This window comes from Moorena sp. SIOASIH (genome assembly GCF_010671925.1).
Taxonomy (GTDB): domain Bacteria; phylum Cyanobacteriota; class Cyanobacteriia; order Cyanobacteriales; family Coleofasciculaceae; genus Moorena.
The window spans coordinates 1,457,673-1,484,483 of sequence record NZ_JAAHIH010000002.1 but is presented as its reverse complement, the minus strand read 5'-3'; the positions used below and the strand labels follow the sequence as shown (position 1 = coordinate 1,484,483).

25 protein-coding genes and 1 pseudogene are annotated in these 26,811 nt (G+C 43.8%); 11 read left to right on the top strand and 15 right to left on the bottom strand.

Annotated features, from left to right (window positions below; translation table 11 throughout):
• Nucleotides 1-31 precede the first annotated feature (31 nt).
• The gene (locus F6J90_RS14170) at nucleotides 32-172 is read left to right on the top strand and encodes a hypothetical protein (protein WP_293094309.1); all 141 of its coding nucleotides are present in this window, start codon (nucleotides 32-34) and stop codon (nucleotides 170-172) included.
• Between the two features lie 336 nt (nucleotides 173-508).
• Here F6J90_RS14170 and F6J90_RS14165 read toward each other — a convergent pair whose 3' ends face one another.
• Nucleotides 509-736 carry a hypothetical protein gene (locus tag F6J90_RS14165; RefSeq protein ID WP_293094308.1) on the bottom strand — a complete coding sequence of 76 codons (228 nt, stop codon included), beginning with the start codon at nucleotides 734-736 and terminating at the stop codon, nucleotides 509-511.
• 38 nt (nucleotides 737-774) lie between these two features.
• Here F6J90_RS14165 and F6J90_RS14160 point away from each other — a divergent pair, with 38 nt between their 5' ends.
• From F6J90_RS14160 to F6J90_RS14150, 3 genes are all read left to right on the top strand, one after another.
• Nucleotides 775-1,356, top strand: coding sequence for a TetR/AcrR family transcriptional regulator (locus F6J90_RS14160; RefSeq protein ID WP_293094306.1), 582 nt, complete (start codon nucleotides 775-777; stop codon nucleotides 1,354-1,356).
• Nucleotides 1,357-1,906: 550 nt separating this feature from the next.
• A complete protein-coding gene (cysE, locus tag F6J90_RS14155; RefSeq protein WP_293094887.1) occupies nucleotides 1,907-2,533 on the top strand; it encodes a serine O-acetyltransferase in 627 nt (208 codons plus the stop codon).
• Between the two features lie 188 nt (nucleotides 2,534-2,721).
• A complete protein-coding gene (locus F6J90_RS14150; protein WP_293094305.1) occupies nucleotides 2,722-4,443 on the top strand; it encodes a hypothetical protein in 1,722 nt (573 codons plus the stop codon).
• 350 nt (nucleotides 4,444-4,793) lie between these two features.
• Here the strand turns inward: F6J90_RS14150 and F6J90_RS14145 are convergent, their stop codons facing one another.
• Entirely contained in the window at nucleotides 4,794-5,921 is a 1,128-nt protein-coding gene (locus F6J90_RS14145; RefSeq protein ID WP_293094303.1) for a calcium-binding protein, read from the bottom strand.
• A gap of 113 nt (nucleotides 5,922-6,034) precedes the next feature.
• Between F6J90_RS14145 and F6J90_RS14140 the strand changes: the two genes are divergently transcribed.
• Together F6J90_RS14140 and F6J90_RS14135 are read left to right on the top strand one after the other, a co-directional pair.
• Complete coding sequence (locus tag F6J90_RS14140; RefSeq protein ID WP_293094301.1) at nucleotides 6,035-6,244, top strand: hypothetical protein; 210 nt, start codon at nucleotides 6,035-6,037, stop codon at nucleotides 6,242-6,244.
• A gap of 778 nt (nucleotides 6,245-7,022) precedes the next feature.
• Nucleotides 7,023-7,178: a hypothetical protein gene (locus F6J90_RS14135; RefSeq protein ID WP_293094299.1), complete on the top strand. Its 156-nt coding sequence runs from the start codon at nucleotides 7,023-7,025 to the stop codon at nucleotides 7,176-7,178.
• A gap of 496 nt (nucleotides 7,179-7,674) precedes the next feature.
• Here the strand turns inward: F6J90_RS14135 and F6J90_RS14130 are convergent, their stop codons facing one another.
• Complete coding sequence (locus F6J90_RS14130) at nucleotides 7,675-9,039, bottom strand: calcium-binding protein (protein WP_293094297.1); 1,365 nt, start codon at nucleotides 9,037-9,039, stop codon at nucleotides 7,675-7,677.
• A 600-nt stretch (nucleotides 9,040-9,639) separates the two neighbouring features.
• On the opposite strand from F6J90_RS14130, the gene F6J90_RS14125 reads away from it, so the two are divergent.
• Nucleotides 9,640-9,840: a hypothetical protein gene (locus tag F6J90_RS14125; RefSeq protein ID WP_293094295.1), complete on the top strand. Its 201-nt coding sequence runs from the start codon at nucleotides 9,640-9,642 to the stop codon at nucleotides 9,838-9,840.
• A 408-nt stretch (nucleotides 9,841-10,248) separates the two neighbouring features.
• The gene (locus F6J90_RS14120) at nucleotides 10,249-11,613 is read left to right on the top strand and encodes an NB-ARC domain-containing protein (protein WP_293094293.1); all 1,365 of its coding nucleotides are present in this window, start codon (nucleotides 10,249-10,251) and stop codon (nucleotides 11,611-11,613) included.
• On the opposite strand, the gene F6J90_RS14115 is transcribed toward F6J90_RS14120, so the two are convergent.
• The 5 genes and pseudogenes from F6J90_RS14115 to F6J90_RS14100 form a co-directional block, all read right to left on the bottom strand.
• Nucleotides 11,585-11,752 carry a hypothetical protein gene (locus F6J90_RS14115; protein WP_293094291.1) on the bottom strand — a complete coding sequence of 56 codons (168 nt, stop codon included), beginning with the start codon at nucleotides 11,750-11,752 and terminating at the stop codon, nucleotides 11,585-11,587. The genes F6J90_RS14120 and F6J90_RS14115 overlap by 29 nt on opposite strands.
• Before the next feature lie 166 nt (nucleotides 11,753-11,918).
• On the bottom strand, nucleotides 11,919-13,097 hold the full coding sequence (locus F6J90_RS14110; protein WP_293094289.1) for a calcium-binding protein: 1,179 nt from the start codon (nucleotides 13,095-13,097) through the stop codon (nucleotides 11,919-11,921).
• 477 nt (nucleotides 13,098-13,574) lie between these two features.
• A complete protein-coding gene (locus tag F6J90_RS14105; protein WP_293094286.1) occupies nucleotides 13,575-13,802 on the bottom strand; it encodes a hypothetical protein in 228 nt (75 codons plus the stop codon).
• 87 nt (nucleotides 13,803-13,889) lie between these two features.
• Nucleotides 13,890-13,964: pseudogene (locus tag F6J90_RS43580) on the bottom strand (hypothetical protein); the annotation flags it as partial.
• A gap of 328 nt (nucleotides 13,965-14,292) precedes the next feature.
• Nucleotides 14,293-15,471 carry a calcium-binding protein gene (locus tag F6J90_RS14100; protein ID WP_293094284.1) on the bottom strand — a complete coding sequence of 393 codons (1,179 nt, stop codon included), beginning with the start codon at nucleotides 15,469-15,471 and terminating at the stop codon, nucleotides 14,293-14,295.
• A 332-nt stretch (nucleotides 15,472-15,803) separates the two neighbouring features.
• On the opposite strand from F6J90_RS14100, the gene F6J90_RS14095 reads away from it, so the two are divergent.
• Nucleotides 15,804-16,031, top strand: a complete 228-nt coding sequence (locus tag F6J90_RS14095; protein ID WP_293094281.1) for a hypothetical protein — start codon at nucleotides 15,804-15,806, stop codon at nucleotides 16,029-16,031.
• 320 nt (nucleotides 16,032-16,351) lie between these two features.
• Here F6J90_RS14095 and F6J90_RS14090 read toward each other — a convergent pair whose 3' ends face one another.
• Together F6J90_RS14090 and F6J90_RS14085 are read right to left on the bottom strand one after the other, a co-directional pair.
• On the bottom strand, nucleotides 16,352-16,684 hold the full coding sequence (locus tag F6J90_RS14090; protein ID WP_293094278.1) for a M10 family metallopeptidase C-terminal domain-containing protein: 333 nt from the start codon (nucleotides 16,682-16,684) through the stop codon (nucleotides 16,352-16,354).
• Complete coding sequence (locus tag F6J90_RS14085; protein ID WP_293094275.1) at nucleotides 16,674-16,805, bottom strand: hypothetical protein; 132 nt, start codon at nucleotides 16,803-16,805, stop codon at nucleotides 16,674-16,676. The genes F6J90_RS14090 and F6J90_RS14085 overlap by 11 nt, the downstream gene beginning before the upstream one ends.
• Before the next feature lie 149 nt (nucleotides 16,806-16,954).
• Here F6J90_RS14085 and F6J90_RS14080 point away from each other — a divergent pair, with 149 nt between their 5' ends.
• Both F6J90_RS14080 and F6J90_RS14075 read left to right on the top strand, forming a co-directional pair.
• A complete protein-coding gene (locus F6J90_RS14080) occupies nucleotides 16,955-18,301 on the top strand; it encodes a transposase (RefSeq protein ID WP_293094272.1) in 1,347 nt (448 codons plus the stop codon).
• Nucleotides 18,302-18,983: 682 nt separating this feature from the next.
• A complete protein-coding gene (locus F6J90_RS14075) occupies nucleotides 18,984-19,217 on the top strand; it encodes a hypothetical protein (protein WP_293094269.1) in 234 nt (77 codons plus the stop codon).
• Between the two features lie 328 nt (nucleotides 19,218-19,545).
• On the opposite strand, the gene F6J90_RS14070 is transcribed toward F6J90_RS14075, so the two are convergent.
• The 5 genes from F6J90_RS14070 to F6J90_RS14050 form a co-directional block, all read right to left on the bottom strand.
• Nucleotides 19,546-19,689: a hypothetical protein gene (locus F6J90_RS14070; RefSeq protein WP_293094267.1), complete on the bottom strand. Its 144-nt coding sequence runs from the start codon at nucleotides 19,687-19,689 to the stop codon at nucleotides 19,546-19,548.
• A gap of 239 nt (nucleotides 19,690-19,928) precedes the next feature.
• Nucleotides 19,929-20,606: an ester cyclase gene (locus F6J90_RS14065; protein WP_293094265.1), complete on the bottom strand. Its 678-nt coding sequence runs from the start codon at nucleotides 20,604-20,606 to the stop codon at nucleotides 19,929-19,931.
• 426 nt (nucleotides 20,607-21,032) lie between these two features.
• Nucleotides 21,033-23,846 carry a TIGR02921 family PEP-CTERM protein gene (locus F6J90_RS14060; RefSeq protein WP_293094263.1) on the bottom strand — a complete coding sequence of 938 codons (2,814 nt, stop codon included), beginning with the start codon at nucleotides 23,844-23,846 and terminating at the stop codon, nucleotides 21,033-21,035.
• Between the two features lie 168 nt (nucleotides 23,847-24,014).
• On the bottom strand, nucleotides 24,015-25,937 hold the full coding sequence (gene xrtO, locus F6J90_RS14055) for an exosortase O (RefSeq protein ID WP_293094260.1): 1,923 nt from the start codon (nucleotides 25,935-25,937) through the stop codon (nucleotides 24,015-24,017).
• Between the two features lie 281 nt (nucleotides 25,938-26,218).
• Nucleotides 26,219-26,791, bottom strand: a complete 573-nt coding sequence (locus F6J90_RS14050; RefSeq protein WP_293094257.1) for an HD domain-containing protein — start codon at nucleotides 26,789-26,791, stop codon at nucleotides 26,219-26,221.
• Between the last annotated feature and the right edge of the window lie 20 nt (nucleotides 26,792-26,811).

Genomic DNA, 26,811 nt, shown 5'->3' with positions numbered 1-26,811 from the left:
CCGAAATATAGCAGTTCTCAATTGGGTGAGGATGGGGAGATGGGGAGGGTGTGGGGTGTGGGGTGTGGGGTGTGGGGTGTGGGGTGTGGGGTGTGGGGTGTGGGGTGTGGGGTATAAGAAAGCGATGCAGCGCGGTCTTGGGGAGGCAGTGCGGTCAAAGACGAAACCTTAGAGATGGTCGCCTTATTTCATATAACTTAAAAGTATGACCCATAACCTGTCCCTATAAAGGCGACCCTCTCTTACGGTAACTTCAAAGGGGGTCTCCCCCATGAGCAACTGCCGTGGTTTCCCCCATGAGCGACTGCATCAAGACAATATACTTAATTTGTCGTTAACAATCATCATTTATTCGTTGTTTTTCTTTTCCTCTACCTCTGAGCAGCCCCCGACCGGTGGGCGGTTGGGGGTGGGTTTGACCCTAATCTAAAAAACCTACCCCTGTGAGAGAGAGGGGAGAGGGAGTAGGGAAAAAATAGGTGTGTGTACTTCATTAATATGAAAACCGCTATATCTTAATTTGTTGGTGTTGAAGAAATTGACGTCGGAGCAAGCTCCCTATCTCCCCATCTCCCCACACCTCCCACACCTCCCACACCTCCCACACCTCCCACACCTCCCACACTTCCCTCTCTTTCTCCCGACTCCCGACTCCCGACTCCCGACTCCCGACTCCCGACTCCCGACTCCCGACTCCCGACTGAAGTGTGGGATGAGGAAATTTGTTTGCTGGCAATCTTGACTATATAGTCAAAATTGTGCTAACTTAAAACTATGGTTGGAAGAAAGCTAGAGTTCGACCGGGAAGAAGCCCTAGAAAAAGCTATGGACCTGTTCTGGTCTAAAGGCTACAATGCTACGGGGCTCAATGACCTGCTCAAGCACATGGGCATCCAACGCCAAAGCCTGTACAACACCTTTGGTAGTAAGCATGCTCTGTTTTTGGAGGCAGTACAGCACTATGGACAAACCGTAGTCAGCTGCATTGAGCAACGGTTAAATGAACCGGGCTCTCCCTTAGAAAACATCCGTAATCTAATCAGAGGGTTGGCTTCTGAGGCAATCTGTCCCAAATATCGTGGGTGTATGATGGCCAATACCATGATGGAGTTGGCTCCCCATGACCCAGCAGTGGCTAAGATGGTTCAGTGCCTAACCCTGCAGGTGGACAAAGCCTTGGAGCGGACATTGGAAAGGGCTGTGGCCGCTAAGGAGTTGCCAAGGGAGGCTAATCCACGACAACTAGCTCGCTTTCTACATCATGTTATATTGGGCTTCAATGTCCGAGGTAAAATACATCCATGTTGTTCTTATGTAGATGATATTGTGGAGGTAGCCTTGTCTGTACTGGAATAATCGGTTCAGAGGTAGCAAAATTTTTTTTGGTTATTTTTTGACCATTCAGTCAAATAAAGCCGTGATTTGAGCCAATCACCCCTGATTAAATGTAAGCATTCAGCTATCAGCCGTCAGCTATCAGCTTTTGAATAAAAGAGGTAAGCATTCGATTAATCTCTGTGACATCTGCTGTTCCCGTAGCCTGCGCCGTTCGCGTAGCGTGAGCCTATGCGCAATGCGCAATGGGCTTTTTTCCAGACTTTCAATTCTGATTAATCTCGAACTATTAAATTCTACCGTTCGAAGTTTATTTGAAGCTGATGGCTGACAGCTGACGGCTGAATACTTACGATTAAATCCCGAAATAATTCTCAAAAGCTAAGGAAGTCATAGTCATTCAGGAGACATCTAAATGCTACAACCTATTACCTTTAGTAGAAGCGAAGACATCAGTACCAAATCCCAAACCGTTGATCTACCAACAAACCCCGCTGCACCATCTGATGCTTCTTCTAGGTCTACTACTTCCTCATTTGCTTTTGGTTGGTGGCAAACCCTTTGGGCAGATATCGACGTTATTTTCACACGAGACCCAGCTGCCCGAAATTGGCTAGAAGTACTCTTTTGCTATCCTGGCTTGCATGCTTTAATGCTACATCGAGTTGGTAACTGGTTGTATTCTCGTGAGTTTCCCTTCTTGCCTCGGTTTTTGTCCCATCTGGGGCGGTGGTTAACGGGGATTGAAATTCATCCAGGGGCAACCATTGGCAAAGGTGTATTTATCGACCACGGTATGGGAGTAGTTATTGGTGAAACGGCCATCGTGGGTGACTATTGCTTAATTTACCAGAATGTGACTCTGGGGGGAACGGGCAAGGATAAAGGTAAGCGTCACCCTACCTTAGGCCACAATGTGGTGGTGGGTGCTGGAGCCAGTGTTTTAGGCAACATCCGAATTGGCGATCGCTCTCGCATTGGGGCTGGCTCAGTTGTACTGAAAGATGTGCCTGATAACTGCACGATAGTGGGGGTTCCAGGTCGAATTGTTTCACGAAAAAGTCACCCCGATCCTCTGGCACAGGACAAACTGCCCGATGTAGAGGCAAAGGTAATTCGGACATTGATCGACCGCATCGCTACTTTGGAACAACAGGTGCAGGATTTGAAGCAGCGCGAACACAAAGCAATTCATTAGACTTCGCGGCAGTTGTCGGGAACAGCGGATCTGGGAATAGGGAACAGTGGACAATAATTGACCCAAACACTATCAGAAAAATACTTTTGCAAGAGGTCTATTAAGTAATGGGTAATTGGTAATTGGTAATTGGTAATTGACCCAACTATACTTGATATCATTCCTAGCAATCGTAACAGTGCCTTTCTATGACTATTCCGGTTCCGCCAAGAACTCGCGCTCAAGAATCTCGGGCTGCTATCGAACGGATTTACGTGATCATGCGACATCTATTTATCCGAGGATACTACAAGCCGGGGGGTGCTTCTGGTGCAGCGTTGAGGCAAGCGTTGCTAACTTTGCAACCAGAAATTTATGGCTCCATTGCTGACCCACAGAAAGTGGAATTGAATGGTCTAGTTTATGTTATCGATCGCTTACCCTGCGGAATTGAAATGTGTCGTTTTGTGAAACTGGTAGCAGCAGAAGGGTACAGTCAATCAGGATTTGAGACTATTGTTCCTGCTAAACGTCGCCGTAATTGCTACCGGATTGATCAAGAAACAATGCTGATCGAAATTACCCGAGGGCGTAGCGAGATTTATGACATTCTTACCCATCTGACTTTTATTTATATCGAAGCTAATAAAATTAGAGACCATGCTCTGGAGGAAGGTCAACCGACACGAGAGTGGATAAAGCTCGAAGAAATGGTTACAGGTCAACAATCCCCTGATAATCCTAAGTCCTTGGTGTCAGAAGACCTTGAAATCCAGCATCGAGCCTTTTCTTACTTAAGTACTCTTTTAGGACGTACCTTTGAAGAAACGAGACACGCTTACCATCGCCTGGCTCAGGGCAGCTCTGATAATAATGGTCTATTTGATATTATTTATTGGCTGGGTCGAGTGGCGATGGAAGAAGTCCAATCCCAACGCGATCGCAAAATTACTTTCAGTTCCACACTGCGGGAGCGGATTGGACATCATATCCACGGGGCGCAGTGGGCAAGTGATGTTAAAGGCTTTGTGTTAGAAAACAATTTATGGGAGCGCCCACTCCATATTATTAGTGCGAATTTGCATAGCGTGATGAATTGCTTATTTGCGCCATCAGCACTGAAACACACCTTGGGACAGGACAAAAAAATTGAGGAAATTGCCCGTGAGTTAAGTTTGCCAGAAAACGCCCACCTAAACCAAGAAGTTAGGGAGTTTGCCTTGCAAAACGGGATGTTTTATCTGGCCGACCGAGCTGGAACAAATATCCATGTACAGATTTTTGACACTGCTATGTTACCCCTCCCTTTGCTATCCCCTGAATTACCAATTAATCATAACATAATTGAAGAAGAAAAGCCAGTTATTTTAGTCATGGATTATGCCTTTGGGGAACAAGCGTTTGAGATTATGGATGAATTACTCAAACCTTATCAAACCGGTGGGCAATCCAAAAAACTTAATGTAAAATCGATTTCGGTAATGGGAAAAGCAGGAATATTGGTGGGACAAAAGGGAGATTTAATGCTACCAACGGCACATATTTTTGAGGGTACAGCCGATAATTATCCTTTTGTTAATGAGCTGAATAGTGAGGATTTTCAAGATGATGGTATCCCCATTTATGAAGGAGCGTTGGTGACAGTAATGGGAACTTCTTTGCAAAACTCTGATATTTTAGCTTACTTCAAAAGTTCATCTTGGAATGTGATTGGCTTGGAGATGGAAGGGGCACACTTACAAAAGGCAATTCAAGCTGCTTCTATGATCCGAAAGAGTATTGATGAGAAGGTAAAGCTGCGTTATGCTTACTATGCTTCTGATAACCCTTTGTTGACTGGCAGCACCTTAGCTTCCGGGGGATTGGGAACAACAGGTGTCAAGCCAACCTATTTAATCACTATGAAATTTCTTAAGAAAATCCTTGGGTAGGTAATGGGTAATGGGTAATAAGTTAATCACGGATGTAGGGTGGGCAGTGAACCAGACCGATTCACCAAGGCAAAGTCCATGGTTAAGCACTGCCCACCAACGGATTAATCACAGTTGATGTCGGGTCCGCAGTGAACCAGACCGATTCACCAAGCTAGCGATCGCATTCCCACGCATCCCCTATCCCACTCAGGTTTATGTAGGGTGGGCAGTGAACCAGACCGATTCACCAAGCCATAGCATTACTAGGCACTGCCCACCAACCGGATTAAAAGATCGAAAAAACAGGAAACGAACCAGATCAAGGAGATTTTAACTAGTCAGTTATTTCTCCCACGGTGTACTAGTCGTTATACAAAGATCAGATCCCCTTGGTTATAGCCACCAGACACAATAGCAATAACGTCAAGGCCCGAAGTAGAATTGATAGCAATAAAGTTGTCTGAAAAGGTATAGTTGATGCCTGACTTGAGTTGAATTTTATCCGTACCAGATTGGAAATCCGTAATTACAGCGTAATCATTGAAACCAAACAATCCTTGCCCAACATAGTAAGCATTGTTCTGATCTCCAATCACAAATGTATCAGCACCAGCTCCTCCGGTTAAGATATCAATTTCATTAACACCTGGATTGTTACTGGTGGGATCGACACCTACGATCCTATCATTACCATCGCCACCAGATAGAGAGTCATTACCTAAGCCCCCAAACAGAGAGTCGTTACCTGAGTCCCCAGACAGAGAGTCATTACCAGAGCCCCCAGACAGAGAGTCGTTACCTGAGCCCCCAGACAGAGAGTCGTTACCAGAGCCGCCAAACAGAGAGTCGTTACCTGATTCGCCAAACAGAGAGTCGTTACCTGAGTCCCCAGACAGAAAATCGTTATCTGAGCCCCCAAACAGAAAATCGTTACCTGAGCCGCCGATAATAGTGTCATTTCCCTCTTGACCAAAGAGAAGGTCATTGCCACCGAGTCCTATAATGATGTCATCTCCCTCAAGTCCCAGGATTAAATCGTTGTTGGCACTACCCAGTAACAAGTCAATATTGGGAGTACCAAGAATCAACTGAAAAGGCTGTGAGATTTGATTTTCCAACGATGATGTTTCTACGTCTGACTCATTGGAAACAAACCCTTGTATCTGGGTAGTACTGAACAAAATCGCTGGAACAGAAGGATTAGGTAACTGGGGGCTAGGAACTTCCTGATCCTGGATAGATTGTGGCAGTGAGTTGATTGACTCTAGTTCTGATTCTGGAATTAGGCCGGATGGTAAGCTCTCAATTGTATCTATTAACGTAGCCATGGTGAATTTACTCTTGTTTTTGGATGTAGCTAATCTAGCGATCGCAGCACCTAGACCATACCTAATGGTCATCAGCAGTTGATTACTCAGACTTTGACAAAATCTTAAACTCCAAACTGCCTCCCCTTTGGCCGACTGCATCCCTTTCAAGAATCGGGTGTATCTCACTTTTGTAAATTTTGCGTAGGGTGCGTTAGGGGTGGGCTCGCCCTGATTTTCTGCCTCTTCGCCACCATTGAAATAGCCCACCCCGTAACGCACCACCGGATAAAACCGTAAAAATGAGATGCACCCCAAGAATCTTTAGGAAATTTACCTTTTCCCCTTGCCTAGAAAGGTTTTCAGCAGTAGTAGTCGCTCATGGGGGAGATCCAAAGGAGCCCAAACAAAAATGTCAAACTCCCATTAAGACCATTAAGGGTTCTTGGCTGCCATCACCCCAGGGTAAACCTATCTTATTTTGGAATGCCTACTGGATCTGGAATTCATAGGATAAGTATTTATCCTGATGAATTTTGAAATCTTTGATGAGTAAGGATTCTATAATTTAGATGGGTTTGTCCTGTGAATAATTCGTTTACTTGGGAACGAAAATTTGCACACTCCACCTATCTATAATCCTGGAGATTATTTGTGATTAACTCTATAGGCTCCCATTTGAAGTTACCCATACCTATAATCGAGTTTTGGGATAACCCAAAACCCTAGGGAGTGTTAAGCACCGTGTTTATTCTGGAAACCACAAACTAGGCAAGTAAGGGCACCTTGAATAACGCCAAAACAGCTATCTTACCGATAGGGGCAGAATTCCACTTGCCACCCATTTATCTTTTTTCGTCCTCTGAATAGAATAGTAATTCATTTACTGGATAAAATCAAGTCCTATAAAGGATTAATTATAAAATCTTAATTAAGGATAAATTGTGAAGGATGAGATATGAATTATAGATGAATTATGAAGGATAAATTATGAAGTTCATGTAGATAAATTATGAAGTTCATGTAGGGTGGGCAGTAAACCAGACCGATTCACCAAACTGGTGATAGCATTGCTCGGCACTACCCACCAAACGATTAATCACAGTTGATGTAGGGTGGGCAGTGAACCAGACCGATTCACCAAGCTGGCGATAGCATTCCTAAGCACTGCCCACCAAACGATTAATCACAATTGATGTAGGGTGGGCAGTAAACCAGACCGATTCACCAAACTGGTGATAGCATTGCTCGGCACTGCCCACCAAGCGGATTAATCACAGTTGATGTAGGGTGGGCAGTGAACCATACCGATTCACCAAGCTAGCGATCGCATTCCTAAGCACTGCCCACCAAACGATTAATCACAATCGATGTAGGGTGGGCAGTGAACCATACCGATTCACCAAGCCAAATCCCATTGCTAGGCACTGCCCACCAAACGATTAATCACAGTTGATGTAGATGTAGGGTGGGCAGTGAACCATACCGATTCACCAAGCCATAGCCCATTGCTAAGCACTGCCCACCAAACGATTAATCACAATCGATGTAGGGTGGGCAGTGAACCATACCGATTCACCAAGCCAAATCCCATTGCTAGGCACTGCCCACCAAACGATTAATCACAGTTGATGTAGGGTGGGCAGTGAACCATACCGATTCACCAAGCCATAGCCCATTGCTAAGCACTGCCCACCAAACGATTAATCACAATTGATGTAGGGTGGGCAGTAAACCAGACCGATTCACCAAGCCATAGCATTGCTAGGCACTGCCCACCAAACGATTAATCACAGTTGATGTAGGGTGGGCAGTGAACCAGACCCATTCACCAAGCCATAGCATTACTAGGCACTGCCCACCAACGGATTAAGACACAGAACAGGGAACGAACCAAGGAGATTTTAACTAGTCAGTTATTTCTCCCACCCTGTACTAATCCTTATACAAAGATCAGATCCCCTTGGTTATAGCCACCAGACACAATAGCAACAATGTCAAAGCTAAAATTAGGCACGATCTGAACAGAGTCCAAACTATCCCCTATGGTGAGCTGAGATTCAACACCTAAACTCTTACCTCCAGCAATATCATTAGCAATCTGTTCCACTGAAGCAAGACTTTTCTCAGAAGAAGATAAGCCGTTATTAAGAGCGATAAAGTTTGATCCAAAGATATAGTTAGCTTTTTTGAGTTGGATTTTATCCGTACCGGATTGGAAATCCTTAAGTAGAGCGTAATCATTCAGACCCAAAAATCCTTTTCCACCGACATAGTAAGGATTCTTGCTATCTCCAATCACAAATTTATCAGCACCAGCTCCTCCCGTTAAGATATCAATTTCATTAACACCTGGCTTTTTACTGTTGGGATCGACACCTACGATGGTATCATTACCACCGCCACCAGTAATCTCGTCACTTCCGGCACCACCAGTAAGTTGATTACTGTTGTTATCACCAATAATGGTATCGTTGCGACCAGCACCCTTGACATTCACAAAGTTTTGGACAGTGCGATTCAGAACGGGACCATTAACAACATTAATCTGTAAACTGTTCTGTTGCAGATTTACGTTCACAGAGGCACCACTACCAGCAGAAGACGCATCAATTGTATTAGCTTGACCGGCATCCCCAATAATCGTCTCCACTCGGATCAGCTCATCCTGACCAAGACCACTTTTGTTAACGATTCCCGTGGGTAAAAGAGTAATGGCTCGACCGAGACCAGTGTAATCGACGGTATCGTTACCTTCCTCTCCATCCAGGACATCATTACCACTACTGCCAATGAAATGGTTTTTGCCAGTTCCGCCGAATAGGGAGTCATTACCAGAGCCACCATCCAAGATATCATTACCAGAACTGCCAAACACAAAATCGTTACCTGAGCCGCCAGACACAAAATCGTTACCTGAGCCAGCGATAACAATGTCATTTCCCTCTTCAGCAAACACAAGGTCATTGCCACCGAGTGCTATAATAATGTCATTTCCGCCACGTCCTAAAATGAAATCGTTGTTGTTACTACCCACTAAAAAGTCAGGATTGGGAGTACCAATAATAAAGTTAAAAGGCCCTGAGATTATAGGTTTCGAGGATAAGCTTTGTAAGCCTGAATCATTGGGAACTAACTGTTGTATCTGGGTCAAATTTAACTGAATCGGTGTACCAGCAGACTTAGATAAATCGGGGCTAGGAACTAACTGATCCTGAATAGATTGTGGCAGTGACTTGATTAAATCTAGTTCTGATTCCGGAATTAGGTTGGATAACTTCTCAGTTTCAGTTACTAACGTAGCCATTCTTAATTTTCTCTTGTTTTTGGTATGAATCCACCTTAGCGATCGCAGCAGCTATAAAATACCTAATGGTCATTAGCAGTTGATTAGGTGTTAGGATTAGGTCAAGGAGTATAGCCTTAGCAAAGGGAACAGGGAACAGGGAACAGGGAACAGGGAAAGGAACGGGTGCATCTCATATTTGTAAAAAATATCGCAAGTGTGGGGCGGGGGCGCGGGGAGTGTGGGGCGGGGGCGCGGGAATTTTAGCCTGAATTTTTGTCTAATTTCAAAACTGAGATGCACTCGAAAGGAACAGGGAAAAAATAGGTGTGTGTAGCTAATTACTATGAAAATCGCTATAGTCATTAATTAATTATAAATAAACAATTAATAATTGTTAATTGTTAAGCTGTTGCGCATTTAAATTGGGTATTATTCAGTTATAAAAAAAACCGTAAAACCCTCTCCCCTGCTCCCCTGCTGTCAGAACAATAAAATTTAAATGAATACCAGCTTACTTGTTACTTGGCATCACCAGCTCGAATAAAAACAAATATATAGCGTTAATCCTACGTATGAGGTACATTTAATTTTATTACCCCTATAGCGTTTTCCATACTTATGAGGTATACAGGATTTTGTCCCTATTCCGAAATTCCCTATTCCCTCTTCTCTCTTCCCTGTTCCCTGTTCCCTGTTCCCTGTTCCCTAAAATCCCACAATTGTGTACCTTGCCCAATTGAAAACCGCTATACTCCCGACTCCCGACTCCCGACTCCCGACTCCCATAAACCCCAAGGGCTAGGTACCTCACCCAATTGAGAACTGCTATGGTACCCATAATGGGTACTGTCAAATTTTCTCAAATAAAGTAAACTAGAGTTATCAGTCAATCGGTTATCGGGGGTGTTTAGTTTAAGAATTAAATTAAATTCAACCTAAATCAAACCGAATTTACCTGATAATTACCTATGTATCAAATGGTAATATTAACTTAGCTTAAAAATCCTCCCAATTTAGCATTACCAATTTAGGGATATTAATCCGGGTAATTTGCTTACGTAGAGATGTAACAAAAACTGATTTTTTCAAACAGTATAGTTATCAGCATCGGGGACATCTACGTTTTGCAAATATATCTAGTAAACGCTCCCAATAGCTACCTTATTGATTAGTTAATTTATTAGTTAATAGGTAGCTATTTCGTGAGCTTGATTAGGATTCCCTACTATGAAATCTAACACCAATCGATTTGAAGATGAACTGTTTATCAAAGCAGCCAAGCTGTGGAATTTAGAAAAGTTGTATATAGAACTAGCTCATAAAAAAAACATTGCTACAAATAGGGAAATCAAATTGACCCCAGTGGAAAAAGCATGCTTAAGAGGTTTGCTGTGTGGCTATCCTCCCAAAAAAATTGCTGCTGCTCTCCATTGGAGTTGTGGCTCACTTAGCGTTCAATTAACTAAAGGTTTGTATCGATATGTGGAAACCTTAACTAATCGGAAATCCAACACCCTAAAAAGTTGGAGAGATATCTCTATATGGCTGGAAGCGGCTGGATACAAAACTCCTCAGCAGTGCCAAGATTGGGGTGAAGCACCACAGATTTCTGCATTCTATGGACGCACTAGGGAACTGAACACCCTCAAGCAATGGATTAGTCTTAAGGGAAGCCAATTGGTAGCAATACTTGGGATAGTAGGCGTTGGCAAAACATCGTTAGCTGCCAAGCTAGCACGAGAGATTCAGGAGGAGTTTGATTATATTATTTGGCGATCGCTATCCTCTGCCCAACCTCTGAAGCAACTGCTGACACAACTGATTCCATTCCTGTCTCACCACCATTCATCGGAGTTACCAGAAGACATCAACCTGCTGATGTCTGATTTTCTAGAGTGTTTACGAGAGCATCGCTGTTTAGTAATACTCGATGATGCTGAACAGATTTTAAGCCGTGGCACTTTAGTTGGACAGTATCAAGGCGGATATGAGGATTATGGTCAACTTTTTAGACGAGTAGCACAAGAAAGACACCAAAGTTGTTTGCTCCTAATCAGTTGGGAACCACCGCTACAAATGGAGTTACTTGAGAAAAAAAACTATTCCACTCGTTCATTAACCCTAAACGGTTTACCAACAGAAGATGCTCGGAAACTATTAGCAGCTAATGGTTTGTCTGAACAAGAGCAAGATATGGAACTCATTAAACTTTATCGAGGCAATCCTTTAGGGTTAAAGCTTGCTGTAACAACGATTAAAGACTTTTTTTTTGGTAGTGTATCGGAATTTTTAAGTTGGGGGGAAGTTATTGTTCCTGAGCCAATGAGAGCAATGTTAATCGAGCAATTGAATCGGTTAGATGAGTCAGAGAAGAAGGTGATTGCCTATCTAGCTAGGAATCCTACCCCCATTTATATTAAACAATTGCGCCATAGTATTACCTTAGACAATAATTCACAACTTATTTCAGTTTTACAGTCCTTGGAAAGGCGTTCACTAATAGAAAAAATTTCCCACAGTAATCGAACATTTTTTACTATAATTCCTGTAATTAGGACGGTGATTAATCAGCATGAAGGTTGTTTGCCGTAGGGGTTCGGTCTAGGTTAGGTTGAAAGTTGGTTGAAGGTTGAAGGTTGAAGGTTGAAGGTTGAAGGTTGAAGGTTGAAGGTAGACTGTCAACCTTCAACAAAAAACGACTATAGCAATTCTCATCACCAGTGAGGTACACAGGATTTGTTCCCTAGTCCCTACTCCCTGCTCCGAAGGCGCCCCGCGTGGCCCACGGCCTCAGTCCCTGCTCCGTTCGCGTAGGGTGGCCCACGGCCTCAGTCCCTAAAATCCAAAATGTACCTCACCGAATTGAGAAATGCTATATAAGTTAACTTTTAATTAACTTATACTATCTCAAAGTCTGTGAAATCTACCGAGGTGCTGGTGTCGATTGTAGCAAACTGAGCTCCGCTTCCCAGACCACCTGCACTGCCATTCTGGTTGTAGAATAGATCGCCGGTTTCGCTGTTGTAGACAATCAAAGCACCACTACTTGCGACCTGGCTATTACTGGATACAACCGCCCATTCACTGCTAGCTAAGCCCCCACTGGACGTACCAGTGAGCGCAGTGAACGTGTCCTGTTCCAGACTAATTCGGTCTTGACCTCCGATAAAGTTAAGAATGCTATCGAGACCCAAATCGCTTGAATTGAAAGCTGCTCCACTGTCAAAAGTAAAGGTAGTAATACCGTTGCCACTGATTAGGACATCATCACCATCTCCACCAACCAGATTGTCATCGCCATCACCTCCAATCAGAGTATCATTCCCGGCATCTCCAATTAGGTTATCATCACCAGCTCCGCCAACCAGGCTATCATTGCCAGCATCACCCCTGAGGTTGTCATCGCCAGCCCCGCCAATCAGGGTGTCGTTGCCATTACCACCAATACCAACCAAGGGTAAGACAGCATTGGTTCCATCGAGAAGGTCATTACCATCACCGCCGTTAAAGACTACCAGCTCTACATCAGTACCGGACAAGTCATTAACAGTTAAGGTGTCATCACCCCCAAGACCATTAATCTCAAACTGTTCTACATCATTGACATTCAGGTTGAACTGACCGAGATTCAACCGCTCAAAGCGTACCCTGGGGCCAAAGGGGTTGAGGGCAAAGTTATCTCCGGCACCATTTGCGCCATTGACTTCTACCACATCAAAGCCAGCACCCCCTTCCATGATATCGCTGCCATCACCGTTATTCCAAATCAGTCGGTCATCACCATCTCCGCCATTGATATTGTCATCACCGCGATCGCCAATCAGGGTATCATTGCCTTGACCACCATCTAGAAGATCAATACCATCACCACCGCTTAATAAATCATTGCCAGCTCTGCCATCAAGTAAATCTTCGCCAGCACCCCCTGCCAGGGTGTCATTGCCAGCCCCCCCATCAAGAAGGTCATTGCCACCCAAACCTAGTAAGGTGTCATTGCCAGCAAGCCCGATCAGGTTATCGTCATTGTTGTCTCCTTGTAGAAAGTCATTACCTGGACCGCCGATTAATGTATTCATGAAAGTTGCTCCTGAATTTTTTAGAGATTGTGAGTAGCTATCTATAAGGGCGTTGCTTAATAATGGAATGATTTTAAGAGTTTTGTGGAATGGGCAGGATGCCAACCCTACTCCTATTCATTCCTTAATTCAGCCATGCCGATTCAATTAGACTATTCATACTATCTCGGATAAGATTACGGTTTGACAGTACCCTTGAGGGTACCTAAAGGGTACCCTTGAGGGTACCTAAAGGGTCTGAGGGGTGACATGCAAATTGAATCATACTACCTACTTGTTCAATCAGTTCATGTAGGGTGGGCAGTGTACCAGACAGATTCACCAAGCTGGGCAAAGCCCGTTGCTAGGCACTGCCCACCCTAGGATTAATCACAATGGTTCGAGTACTCAGTTTAACGGAGAGGAAGAACAGGGGGAAACCGGCCAGATCAAGGAGATTTTAACTAGTCAGTTATTTCCGAGACGGTGTACTAGTCGTTATACAAAGATCAGATCCCCTTGGTTATAGGCATCAGCAACTATAGCAATAACGTCAATGCCCGAAGTAGAATTGATAGCAATAAAGTTGTCTGAAAAGGTATAGTTGATGCCTTGCTTGAGTTGAATTTTATCCGTACCAGATTGGAAATCCGTAATTACAGCGTAATCATTCAAACCAAACAATCCTTGCCCAACATAGTAAGCATTGTTCTGATCTCCAATCACAAATATATCAGCACCAGCTCCTCCGGTTAAGATATCAATTTCATTAACACCTGGATTGTTACTGGTGGGATCTACACCTACGATGGTATCATTACCATCCCCACCAGTAATCTCGTCACTCCTGGCACCACCAGTAAGTTGATTACTGTTGTTATCACCAATAATGGTATCGTTGCGACCAGCACCTTTGACATTTTTAACTAAGTCGGTATACCAGAAGACTTGGATAACTGGGGGCTAGGAAATACCTGAGCCTGGATAGATTGTGGCAATGAGTTGATTGAATCTAGTTCTGATTCCGGGTTAGCATTTAGCTGACTGTTGACTATTGAAGGTTGTTCGCTTTTGGCGTTACCGTAGGGTAGGTTGAAGGTTGAATGTTAAAGGTTGAATGTTGAAGGTTAAAGGTTAAAGGTTAAAGGTTGACTGTCAAGAGTCAACCTTTAACAAAAAACGACTAGATAAGTTAATAAGTTAACTTTTGATTAACTTACACTATCTCAAAGTCACTGAAATCTACCGAGGTGCTGGTGTCGATTGTAGCAAACTGAGCTCCGCTTCCCAGACCAGCTGCACTGCCATTCTGGTTGTAGAATAGATCGCCGGTTTCGCTGTTGTAGACAATCAAAGCACCACTACTTGCGACCTGGCTATTATCAGATACAACCGCCCATTCACTGCTAGCTAAGCCCCCACTGGACGTACCAGTGAGCGCAGTGAAGGTGTCCTGTTCCAGACTAATTCGGTCTTGACCTCCGATAAAGTTAGTAATGCTATCGAGACCCAAATCCCTTGAATTGAAAGCTGCTCCACTGTCAAACGTAAAGGTAGTAATACCGTTGCCACTGATTAGGACATCATCACCATCTCCACCAACCAGATTGTCATCGCCATCACCTCCAATCAGAGTGTCATTCCCGGCATCTCCAATTAGGTTATCATCACCAGCTCCGCCAACCAGGCTATCATTGCCAGCATCACCCCTGAGGTTGTCATCACCAGCCCCGCCAATCAGGGTGTCGTTGCCATTACCACCAATACCAACCAAGGGTAAGACAGCATTGGTTCCGTCCAGGAAGTCATTACCATCACCGCCGTTAAAGACTACCAGCTCTACATCAGTACCGGACAAGTCATTAACAGTTAAGGTGTCATCACCCCCAAGACCATTAATCTCAAACCGTTCTACATCATTGACATTCAGGTTGAACTGACCGAGATTCAACCGCTCAAAGCGTACCCTGGGGCCAAAGGGGTTGAGGGCAAAGTCATCTCCGGCACCATTTGCGCCATTGACTTCTACTACATCAAAGCCAGCACCCCCTTCCATGATATCGCTGCCATCACCGTTATTCCAAATCAGTCGGTCATCACCATCTGCGCCATTGATATTGTCATCACCGCGATCGCCAATCAGGGTATCATTGCCTTCACCACCATCTAGAAGATCAATACCATCACCACCGCTTAATAAATCATTGCCAGCTCTGCCATCAAGTAAATCTTCCCCAGCAGCCCCTGCCAGGGTGTCATTGCCAGCACCCCCATCAAGAAGGTCATTGCCACCCAAACCTAGTAAGGTGTCATTGCCAGCACCCCCGATCAGGTTATCGTCATTGTTGTCTCCTGCTAGAAAGTCATTACCTGGACCGCCGATTAATGTATTCATGAAAGTTGCTCCTGAATTTTTTAGAGATTGTAAGTAGGTATCTATAACAGCTATCCACCTATGTTTGGATAATTATGCAAGAAGCCTAATATTTTTTTTTCCCTAGAGCTTAATTATTTAGTAGATATGTACTACTATGACTGGGAAAACCCCTATACGTAAGCACTTCACCGAATTGAGAAATTCTATTATACAAATAAAAATTCCCCCAAGTTATTGACAAAAGTCATAACTTGGGGTAAAGAGTGAATCAGACAAGTGAATCAGACAAGTGAATCAGACAATTGGGGATTTATATCAAGTCAGGTTGAATACCCATAATTAGAGGGAGGGTGGGGAGATGGGGAGATGGGGAGATGGGGAGATGGGGAGATGGGGAGATGGGGAGATGGGGAGATGGGGAGATTTTTATTAAGGGTAATTATCCCGACATGATTTTAGCGTACCCATTCACGCCCATCCCCTGTCCCATAATGGTTCATGTAGGGTGGGCAGTGCACCAGACAGATTCAGCAAGCTGGGCAAAGCCCGTTGCTAGGCACTGCCCACCAAACGATTAATCACAATGGTTCAAGTACTCAGGTTGATGTAGGGTGGGCAGTGCACCAGACAGATTCACCAAGCTGGGCAAAGCCCGTTGCTAGGCACTGCCCACCAAACGATTAATCACAATGGTTCGAGTACTCAGGTTCATGTAGGGTGGGCAGTGCACCAGACAGATTCACCAAGCTGGGCAAAGCCCGTTGCTAGGCACTGCCCACCCTAGGATTAATCACAATGGTTCGAGTACTCAGTTTAACGGAGAGGAAGAACAGGGGGAAACCGGCCAGATCAAGGAGATTTTAACTAGTCAGTTATTTCCGAGACGGTGTACTAGTCGTTATACAAAGATCAGATCCCCTTGGTCATAGCCAGGAGAAACTATAGCAATAATGTCTTGGCCCGAAGCAGAATCGAGAGCGATAAAGTTGGAACCAAAGGTATAGTTAATGCCTTGCTTGAGTTGAATTTTATCCGTACCAGATTGGAAATCCGTAATTAGAGCGTAGTCATTGAGACCCGCAGGTCCTCCCCCCCCGACATAGTAAGGATTATTGCTATTTCCAATCACAAATGTATCAGCACCAGCTCCTCCGGTTAAGGTATCAATTTCATTAATACCTGGATTGTTACTGCTGGGATTTACACCTACGATGGTATCATTACGTGACATACTCTTCAGTATCAGCCTGGGCAGCTCCATTCCCCATCAACACAGCAGCGGTCAAGGTAGCAGTGCCCAATAACAATTGCCGTCGGGTCAGTTGAACAAGTCGTGTGACGCATTCCCCCACCTGGCCGTAGGCCACGCTACGCGAACGTTCAGGTGGGGGTTAGTCCACGGCAATAACAATAGCCAAAAAAAGTTGGAAAATCAATGGGCAATTGTCGTTTAATGTTTTGTAGCTTATAATATTAACTGTAGGAGGATTTGTTAAAAAGCGTGAAAAAGCCAGCTAAGGTGATCAGAACTGACAAGTGGCAGCTTAATCCAACTCCCGATCAGAAGTTACTATTTGGGGAGACGGTTAAGGTGTATCGCCGTGCTTGTCGGTATTTAGTTGGCATCATTTATGCTCACTGGTCTGAACTGGGAGAGCTGACGGCAGATCAACTAACTCCGGCTGTCGAAAAGTTAATGCATCAAACAGCCAAACTTCCTAATGTAAAATACCCTCAATTCAATAAATCCTTTTACAAATTCCCCAGCTATCTGCGTCGTGCTGCGATCGCGTTTTCGGCTGGTCAGGTAAGTAGTTTTGTTACTCGTTATCGGGAGTGGCAAACGGGAAATAGAAAAAAAAAGGACGCTAAACCTCCAAAACTAAACGCAGACACTGGTTGTTACCCCTCTTTGTATAAAGGTCAATGCTATAAATTACATGGCTTTGACCAAGTAGAAATTAAAGTTTTTAATGGCTCTGACTGGATTTGGAGAACAGTTCAAATCACTGGACTCAGAGAGCGTCATTTGGTGGCAACCAACAAGATGATGTCTCCTTCATTGGTGTTCAATGAGAGATGTTGCCATTTGTCTGTTCCCTTCACTTGTAAGCCAGAAAAAAGAAAACCAGAAGCTAACGTTACTGCGGTAGATCTGGGAATTAATACCACTGCAATAATAGCGGTTGTCACTCATAGCGGCACTGTAATCCACCGCGAATTTATTCATCCGGGGAGAGACATAGACCGTAGGGACAAACGACTGAAATCTGTATCCGTACGGGCATCAAAAACCATGGGTAAAGGGGGCAAACTTCATAAAGGTTTTTGCTCTAGAACCTATGAGAAATGCCGAAGAATCAATCATCAAATCGGCCACATCGTTTCTAAACGAATTATTGAGATTGCTGAACAATTTAACTCTGAAGCTATCGTGTTTGAAAACCTTAAGGGATGGAAGCCAAAAGGTGGACGGAAACGATCTAACCTGCGGCAAAGGTTTCACGGATGGCTTAAGGATAAGATTCGCAATTTTACTGAAATGAAGTGGACTGAACTGGGAGGCAAAGTAATAGAGGTCGTAGCGGCTTACACCTCGAAGTTAGCCTATGATGGTTCCGGTACGGTTAGACGTGATTCAAGAAATTACTCCCTAGCAACCTTCCCATCAAGTAAGCGCTTTAACGCAGATCTTAATGGTGCTTACAATATTGGTGCTAGAGGTGTGTTTAAGCTCACTTACAGAAATGGTAGTGAGGGTCGTTCCAGCAAAAGATCTGGACGACCGCCTAGAAGCTGGGCTTGCCTTTGTGACCTTTGGACGCTTCGTAGTTCCAGGTTAGCATAGGACACCACCGCCTCGTTCAGGCGGTGGAAGCTTCATGCAGAGTTTCTTTGAACAGTGGATTACAGCAAATGCAGCTAGGGAAGTTGTTCCGTTCCATAGTATACACCCAGTTAAATTCCCAGGTTACAGTAACATCCTAATCTTGGAAAAATTTAACAAATTTTCCAAGATTAGGTTTTTTGGTAGAGCCATTAGTAGAGCCATAGTTATCACATTTTAGGTTCGAGCATCCCACAGTCTTTACTCTCCAAGGATTACAACTATGTGGTGCTAATAATAATCATTATTTTAAAGGTTATATTACAAATTATTAAAGCGATGTTTGTATTATAATTTTAATAATCATTACAAGTATAATACAAAGTTAGCCATTTCGGCTTCCTAAAAATATTACAAAAAATAACTCTAATCAAGGCGCAGCTGACAGTTAAAAATCTCTACAATCTCAAACGATTAGTCGTTAAAAATATAAACAAATAAAAAAAATATATTTGATGATAATAACACCAAAAAATCATCAAATATATTTTTTACATTACCCACACTTTCCCCTCTAAACACACTCCATACCCTCTCCAAGCTCTTCATATTTTGTAATAAAAAAAAAATTCCTAAACCCCTTGACAATAAATTACTTTATGTATAAATTAATATTATAAGCAGTTTTAAGGAATTACTACTGATGAATAACAACCTTCCACCCAACTCCGATGAAAATACCAACCCTGAAAACCCAGGTCGCAAACCTAAAAAAGTCAAGCACATCTTGGTCGGTTCTCCTAAACAAGTTCGCAAAACAATTAATGCTATCTATTCCCTTAAATACGCCTATCCCGATGAGTGGAGCGCTTTCGAGCCTACCGGAAAATCTGGTCAGGTTATGACCTTTTTGATTCGATACTTATACCTAAACTAGGATAGTAAATTGCCAGGGCGTCGCCCTGGCGACTATGAATCGTGAAAATCGTTTTGTGGAGGGGTATACATCAGGATAAAGTATGAGTTGGGATGTAGTTACTTTCGAGTAGTTGCTGACTAATTCGATAAGAATGTACTAGTTTATCAGTAGCGATGCAGCGCGGTCTTGGGGGTTTCCCCCATGAGCGACTGCATCAAGACAGTGATTTAGATTTGAGTTCAGCTCAGCTGTACTTGTGGAAGCTTACAAAATAGAATTCGGTCAAGACTTGGGGTTAACCAGAACTTGACCGAATTTTTTTATTGCTATATAGCAATTATCATAGCTATGAGGTACACAATTTTTGGATTTTAGGGAACAGGGAATAGGGAACAGGGAACAGGGAATAGGGAAGAGAGAAGAGGGAATAGGGAGATGTAGGGTGGGCAGTGCTTACCTTCCCTATATTCACCTTTTCAATTCTTATCAAGCACTTCCCACCATCGGATTAATGTTATTAAAAATTTAGACAACGAACGATTTTAATAATTAATATCTTGTGGGTGGGCAGTGCCTAATAACTTGATATTCAGCTAATCTTATCGGTGTCAAGCACTGCCCACCCTACGATTAATCTTCTTCTTGAAAATTTAGTGCGATCGCTGATAGCTGATCGCTGATAGCTGATCGCTGATCGCTGTTCGCGTAGCGTGCGCGTAGCGCATATGCTTACGAATTATTTGAATTTTGACCGTGGAATGGACAGCCTGATGTTAATTGCTTGAGAAACAAACTGTTATCGAAGAAATGCTCCAAGGAGACAATCTTCAAGTCTTCAGTAACCCGAGCAATACTGATGCCAAAAACTTCTATAGTTTCTCCTGTGGGTTCATGACCTTTAAAGGAACCGCTAAACGTCCCCCAATGCCGCCACTTAAAGGTGACATTAGGAGGTCCTGAAAGCACTTCCATCAGTTCCCAAAGAAAGCCATTAGGAAAAGCGTTATGGAAAATTTCGATGGATGATTCAAAGGTTTCCTCTGTGGAGCGATAGTGTTCCGTATCTCCAAGAAATACGTTGTATGTTCCGATATCAGCAACAGTCTGGGCATTGTACTTTGGTCCACCGTTAGTGCTCATCCGAAACTGGTCGGCAACAATAGACAACCACTGCTCAGGATTAGCTTTATAAGAGGCTTCCATCTCGAAGGTTCTAACTAAGTTTTGAGCGATCGCTTCCAAAGACCCTTCTGGATGATTAAATTTACTCCCTTTCTTAAGAAATTCATTAGTTTGGGCATAATCAGGGCGTTTGCCCTCTCGCCATTCAACCCCAGCATCATTGGCGATAACTGTATCTCTTTCTTGTACCCAAACAGGCAATCCTGTGGACTGAGTATTACTCATTTAAGTCTCTCAATTCAATTGATTAGAATTCCTCAACAATTTTGCTAAATTGTCTTCTTGTTACCATAGCAAGTACATAAAAATTAAACTATTTAAGAGGATTGTAATAGTAAACAAGAAAATGAAATATTAAAATAATCAAATAATGCAATAATGACTACAAACTAATGACGAGTAGACCCTCATGGTAGGATGAGGTGAACATACTGCGATCACATCTCCTGGTATGGAATCAGCATTGGAATCAGCGGAGCGAGTTGCTGGAGAGATTTTGGCTCGTGTTGTCTGAAAAAGTAAAAAGGACAAAGAGGCGGTGGTGCGTTACGGGGCTCGGTTTTTCAACACTGGGAACCGATAAAATCAGGCCGATCCCGCCCCTAACGCACCCACTTGCTAATTGATGAAATAATTGACAACTATTGAGCGTTAACCGTCAACAGTAATTTTTTGTCGTCTACTAATAATCAAAAGTGCGATCGCACTGATCAAGATCAACATCCATACCTCTGGTTCGGGAACACCGGAAACACTAAACGGATTAGACGGCTGATTCAAGTCTTCTTCTCCAGTTTCCACCTCTCGGTCAAAGCGATCGCTCGACGCTTCTGCTTCTTTGAGCATCTTTCGTTGCTCATCATTCACCAGCACAATCATGGATGAATAGGGACTGACAATGTCATAGGTCTTGGCTATGCCATGAATCCGATCCAGTTCTTCTAGAGAACCATTCAGGTTTCGACTCAACCCTAGGATAAGTTGCCTGGCCGCCAGTGGTTCAAATCCAGTTTCACTAGTAGTCTCAGCAGTTGCTGATTCCATAAACCAAGCATAGCCATCCGCCACACTTACCACCGATGACCCCAAGGCTTCTTGAGTTGCCATCCGCTGGATCACCCCTTGGATATCCGTAGAGACACCACCACCACTAGTTTGAATTAATTTTACAATCGTATCATTGTAGGCTGAGGGTAATTGATTTCCTAAATGAACCATCCACAGGGGTGCAGCCACCACCGCCACATTGTTATTATCCTCAGATAACTCATAACTACCCTGATCAGTCACCAGTAATATCCCGTCATAGGGGGTATTGCCACGCAACTGTTCAAACTGCTCAAGCATCTGTTCAGGTTGGATAGAGCCATAAAAGGTGATCTCAGCAGGATTAAAATCACTGATATCATCAATGCGTTTGGCTTGATGATCGATCTTGTTATCTATTGCGTCAGTGATGTACAAATCCGCATCATTGTTAGTCAAGCTCTGATCAGCAAAACCCTTTTGTTGCAGCCAAGTGAATGTCTTTTTGACCTGGGATGCGTGAGCAGCCATACTCCTGGAACTATCGAGAATGACAGCAAACCGCTTATCCTTTAATGTCGAGAGGTTAGTGTTTCCTATTGCTGATTTCTGCAACAGGTCTAACGGTTTAGCCGAGATGCGGTAGCCATCCCCTAAATTCACCTGATGGACCATGGGTTGCTGGGCTTGATCTGCTGGTAAATATGCTTCTAACCATCTATCAGAAAAACCCCGTTTTACTTTACCATTGCGGATGCGCTTGGTGCGATTTGTCCAAAAGATATTCCGTTGTTCGTTTAACTCAGGTAAAGGCCAACCCTTCTCTTGTCGCATCACCTTGTAGGTCAGCCACAGATGCATTTCCGTTGCGCGATCGCTACCATTTCTCCTCTCCCATGAGGATAACGGACGAGGAATGGGAAATGCTCTGAGACGATAATTCCGAGGTCCGACTTGCTCAAGCAGCGCTGGGTCCACAGGACGCACTCGCCTGACCTGGGAGTTGTAAACCTGTTGTGCAGCACCCCGTGGCGAGACTTGAAATGGAAAACGCTGATTGCGGTCATCCGTTTCACCTAGCCACAAGCCAGTAATCGCTGCCCCTTCTGGTAAGGAAAAATAGTAAAGTACTTCTTCAACATCAGTAGTTTTATTCTTATAAACCTCGTAGATTTCTACATCTGCCCAATCCCCATGGGCATCTAAGGTTACCTCTTGCTTTTGCAGCCAGACCCGTTTTTGATCGATATTCAACAAACCAGCCTTAGCTTGGTCAATAATCGCTGTAGATTGTAGGGCATGTTGAACAGCTTTTCGTTCAGCTTTCTGAAGTGGTGTATCAAAGAATTCCCCATAAAGCTGTTGAGCTTTTTCCACATCCTCTCGGGAGCCCTTATACAAAAACGGTGACATAACCAGATTGTAGCTATTTTGTAATAATTCACACAGGTCATCTGGCAGGTCAAACACATCTTTGTACATGGCGTAGATATGGTTATTCTCTTCTCGGCTACTCAGATACCGATAGGGGAACAAATTGGCATTAACTAACCCAGTGCGAATTACATCAGACTGAGCGATCAAGGCTTGGCGATCGCTATTCGTTTTTGGGTAATTTTCTAGGAGCTTAAACGCCTCGACTTGAGCTTGTACATTCAAGGAAAAGAACAGAATTATCCAGACACTCACCACAGCTAGTGCCCCTTGAATCGCCCGGTTGCGCCCATACTGTCTGGCAAAAGCCCTTAAGATGCGCTGTCCGGAATGAATATATAGGGCTGTAAATGCTGAGGGCATCCCTAGAAATAGGGTAAAGCTAAAGCCATATAGGAGTAATATTAATAAACCGATTATATCAATATAGCTCCATGATAACCACAGATTTTCTAGCCATTGAAATTTGAAGAAATTTTGGATGAAAGCACCAGCAGCAGGAACAACATAAAACAACAGCAACACTCCGACATAAACACTGGTCAAAAGCATCAAGGTATGAGCGATTAGTTGTAGCCATGCTACTGGTTTACGATTAGGATCATATCCCCATACTACTTCTGCAGCAAATGCCAGGATACACACCAACACTGTACCCAATACTAAGGTGCTAACACTGGTAAATTCCCGGATCAAGAATAAACGAATCAGGCACCAAGCAAACAAGGGTGCTTCCACACCATAAAACAAGCGCATTAACTCCCTTGGTTGCTTCCTCAGAGGCCAAGCACCAATTACAGTACAGACAGTTGGTACTGCAATTAATGCTACAAACGTAACGAAGAAATCAACCGGAATAGCACCATCAAAGGTCTCTCGGATTAAGGGAATACCAATAATTGGCAAGATGCCAATATAGACAACGGTGATAAACATCAGATTCCACAGCCAAAAAATACTGTGAAAACTGACATCAAGGATTTGTTTTAGAGATTTTTGATTCATTTTATTGCTCTATCAGTTATCAGCTATCAGCTATCAGCTATCAGCTATCAGCTATCAGCTATCAGCTATCAGCTATTAGTTATCAGCTATCAGCTATCAGTTATCAGCTATCAGTTATCAGCTATCAGCTATCAGCTATCAGCTATCAGCAAAAGGCCTGTGGTCAGGCTACTTGAGATGCTTTTGAATAAAATAAGCTGACCACTGACTACTGACAGCTGTTCGCGTAGCGTGGCCAAAGGCCAAGGCTGACCGCTGACCGCTGACCGCTGACCGCTGACCGCTGACCGCTGACCGCTGACCACTGACTGCTGACGTTAAGCTTTGGTGAATAGCATCATGGATAGCGCTAGCAAAAGTCTGAATCTCAGCACTATCGGGATTGTGTTCACTATCGAAGAGAACAGAAACTAGCACCCAAGTCTTATTGCGGTGGGCGATATAATCCCAGATTCGGGATAGGAAATCATCTGTAGTGCCCTGGGGTGATTGAAACCAGTAGGTTGCTGAACGTTTGCCGTCTTGTAGAGATAGCCACCGTGCCTTTACTGACTGATTGAGCAAGGTTGGCTTAATGGAGTCTACCTTGAAACCATTGCCCACCAAACATAATTCTGGTGGATGGTGAGCTTGCCAAGCGCTACTAGCTACCAAGAGCATTGAACCGGAGAGATTGCCATAGACAAACCGTTGCTTTTGAGCAATAGGTAAGGCATGATTATCAAAAAATCGTTGTTCAGCTTCCGTTAGAGGTAAAGCTTCAGATACCAGTTGCTGGGGTAATTGAATCGATGCGATCGCATTTACCTTCTCTTGAATTGGCTGAATTTGACCTACCAGTGCTAGCGCTATAACTAAAATCAGCAGCCAAGTGATACTCTTAGACTTTTGCTGAAACTGATAGCTGACACCAGTCTTAACTAGAGCAGTAGCCTGGGGATGCCCGTTTTGTTTGTGTAGCCGCCACTGACCATCCTTTAGTGCCAGACCGGAATTAGAGCAATATCCTAAATTTCCCCTTCGTAATGGGATTTCTTTCTCCAAACTTCCTTGTTTCCAGAACTTACGCAAGTGCCCCCTAAATCCCCCAATTCTGGGGGACTTTGACATCATTACCCCCCAAAATTGGGGGGCAGGGGGGCGAAATCCACTTAATCGCGTAAGTCCTTGTTTCTGATCCTTACCCAGCAATGACAAATCCCTAAACACAGTTGTGGCCAACATCAAACCTCCGGAATTCTGAGGAACCGTTTGCAGCAGCATCCAACTGAAGGCACAAGCCAAGATAAAACCGATCAGTCCCAGAGGTAGATGTAGCACTTGAGCAATTTGTGGCTGTTGCCAGACTTCTATAATCATCACTAACAGCAGCACCCGGATTGTATTAGCGATCGCTAGCAGCACAAGATTCGCAGTGCAAACCATTAACCAACGTATTCCCAGCTGACGACGTTCTAACCAAGTAGCTGCCAGTAAAAACAAAGTCCCTGTCCACAAACTTTTCAGACCACTGCAGGGCAAATCTACCTGAGCAATGCCGTTTTCCATGACAATAATGTCGTGGGAGGAGATAGCTACAATGTGCCAAGCTGACAGCATCTGTTCCACAGCATGAGCAGTGAGAACCCTTACTGGAAAACCCAAACCACTGTTAAACTCAGTGCTGAAAGGGACAACACAGGCAACTAAAATTGCAGCAGGTAACCCTTTACGCCAAAGGGATGGTGGGATAAACAAGCCCCATAACCCATAGCTACCCAGTAGGAAGAGGAGTAAGTTGAGTTGTGGGATATACACCAACCACCTGAATGCGATCGCACTAATCCCAGACCCTAACATTAGCAACAGGGGATAGAGTCTTAAGGTGGGAGTTGCTGACACATTTATAATTAAGCGATCGCGCCATAGCTGTACCAAACAAGCCATGAGCACAATACCGATTAGCATCAGATTTAGCAGTGATGCGTACTTAAATGATTCAAATAGCCATTGCAGTGCCCAGATATTCCCCAAAAGCCAAGCCACTACCAGCACGATGGTGCTGGCGAGGTTTTGACCTCTGGGGGGATCTGAATTCATCCCAGCTGTCATAACAAGTTTCTCCTTCAGAGAAATAAAGTGTGCTAAAAAGGACTATCTATCGGGAGCTGTCACTTATGCAGAGCATTTGTAAAAAAGCTATAGCCCCTGCTACCAACGTTTCAAGCTCCTGATGTTTCCCGTTCGCCCTAACCCCACACCCCACACCCAGTAAAGCTTTTAAGGTTGTTTGTCACCCCGTCAGGGATTATTAATATTGCCCGCTGCCTACTTTCATCGGAAAATTTTCGACTTGGTGCAAGATCTAAGTCTAATATTTATCACGATCATCTTTAATTTTTTGGGAGGTATGAACTGTTATGGCAAGGTCGAGCGAAAATTCTATGTACCATAGGTTCAAAAAACTCTATAGATAGGCTATCATAATCAGGATCAAAACTTTTTTGATCGTAATTTTCACAAAAATCTATTGCGCTTTGATAATAGGGGTGGTATTTATATTTTTCTCTAGCATGGCGATCTAAACCCCAATGATGGCCCCAGTAATAAAGGGAAAATATGTCGTGATGTTCGATAATCCAACAAACTTTTTCAGAAACATAAGCTCGAAGAATGACAGCAGCCATCGCCGCATGATTATAGGGAGCTAAAGTTCCTCCAATATCGTGAACAAGTGCAGCGACGACCATCTCTTCATTTTCACCGTTGCGATAAGCCCTTGTTGCCGTTTGCAAAGAGTGTTCATAACGAGTAATTTGATAGCCTCCGTATGCAGTTGTCAATTCGGCTAATGCACCTAGAATGCGTTTGGGTAGATCTGAGTTATAGTTCTGAAAACTGTTAAACAACAGATCATAATCTTTCTGATTCCCTGTTTCAAAGGAAGTAAACTTGACTTTTTCCATACTTGCTTTTCCCCTTCAAT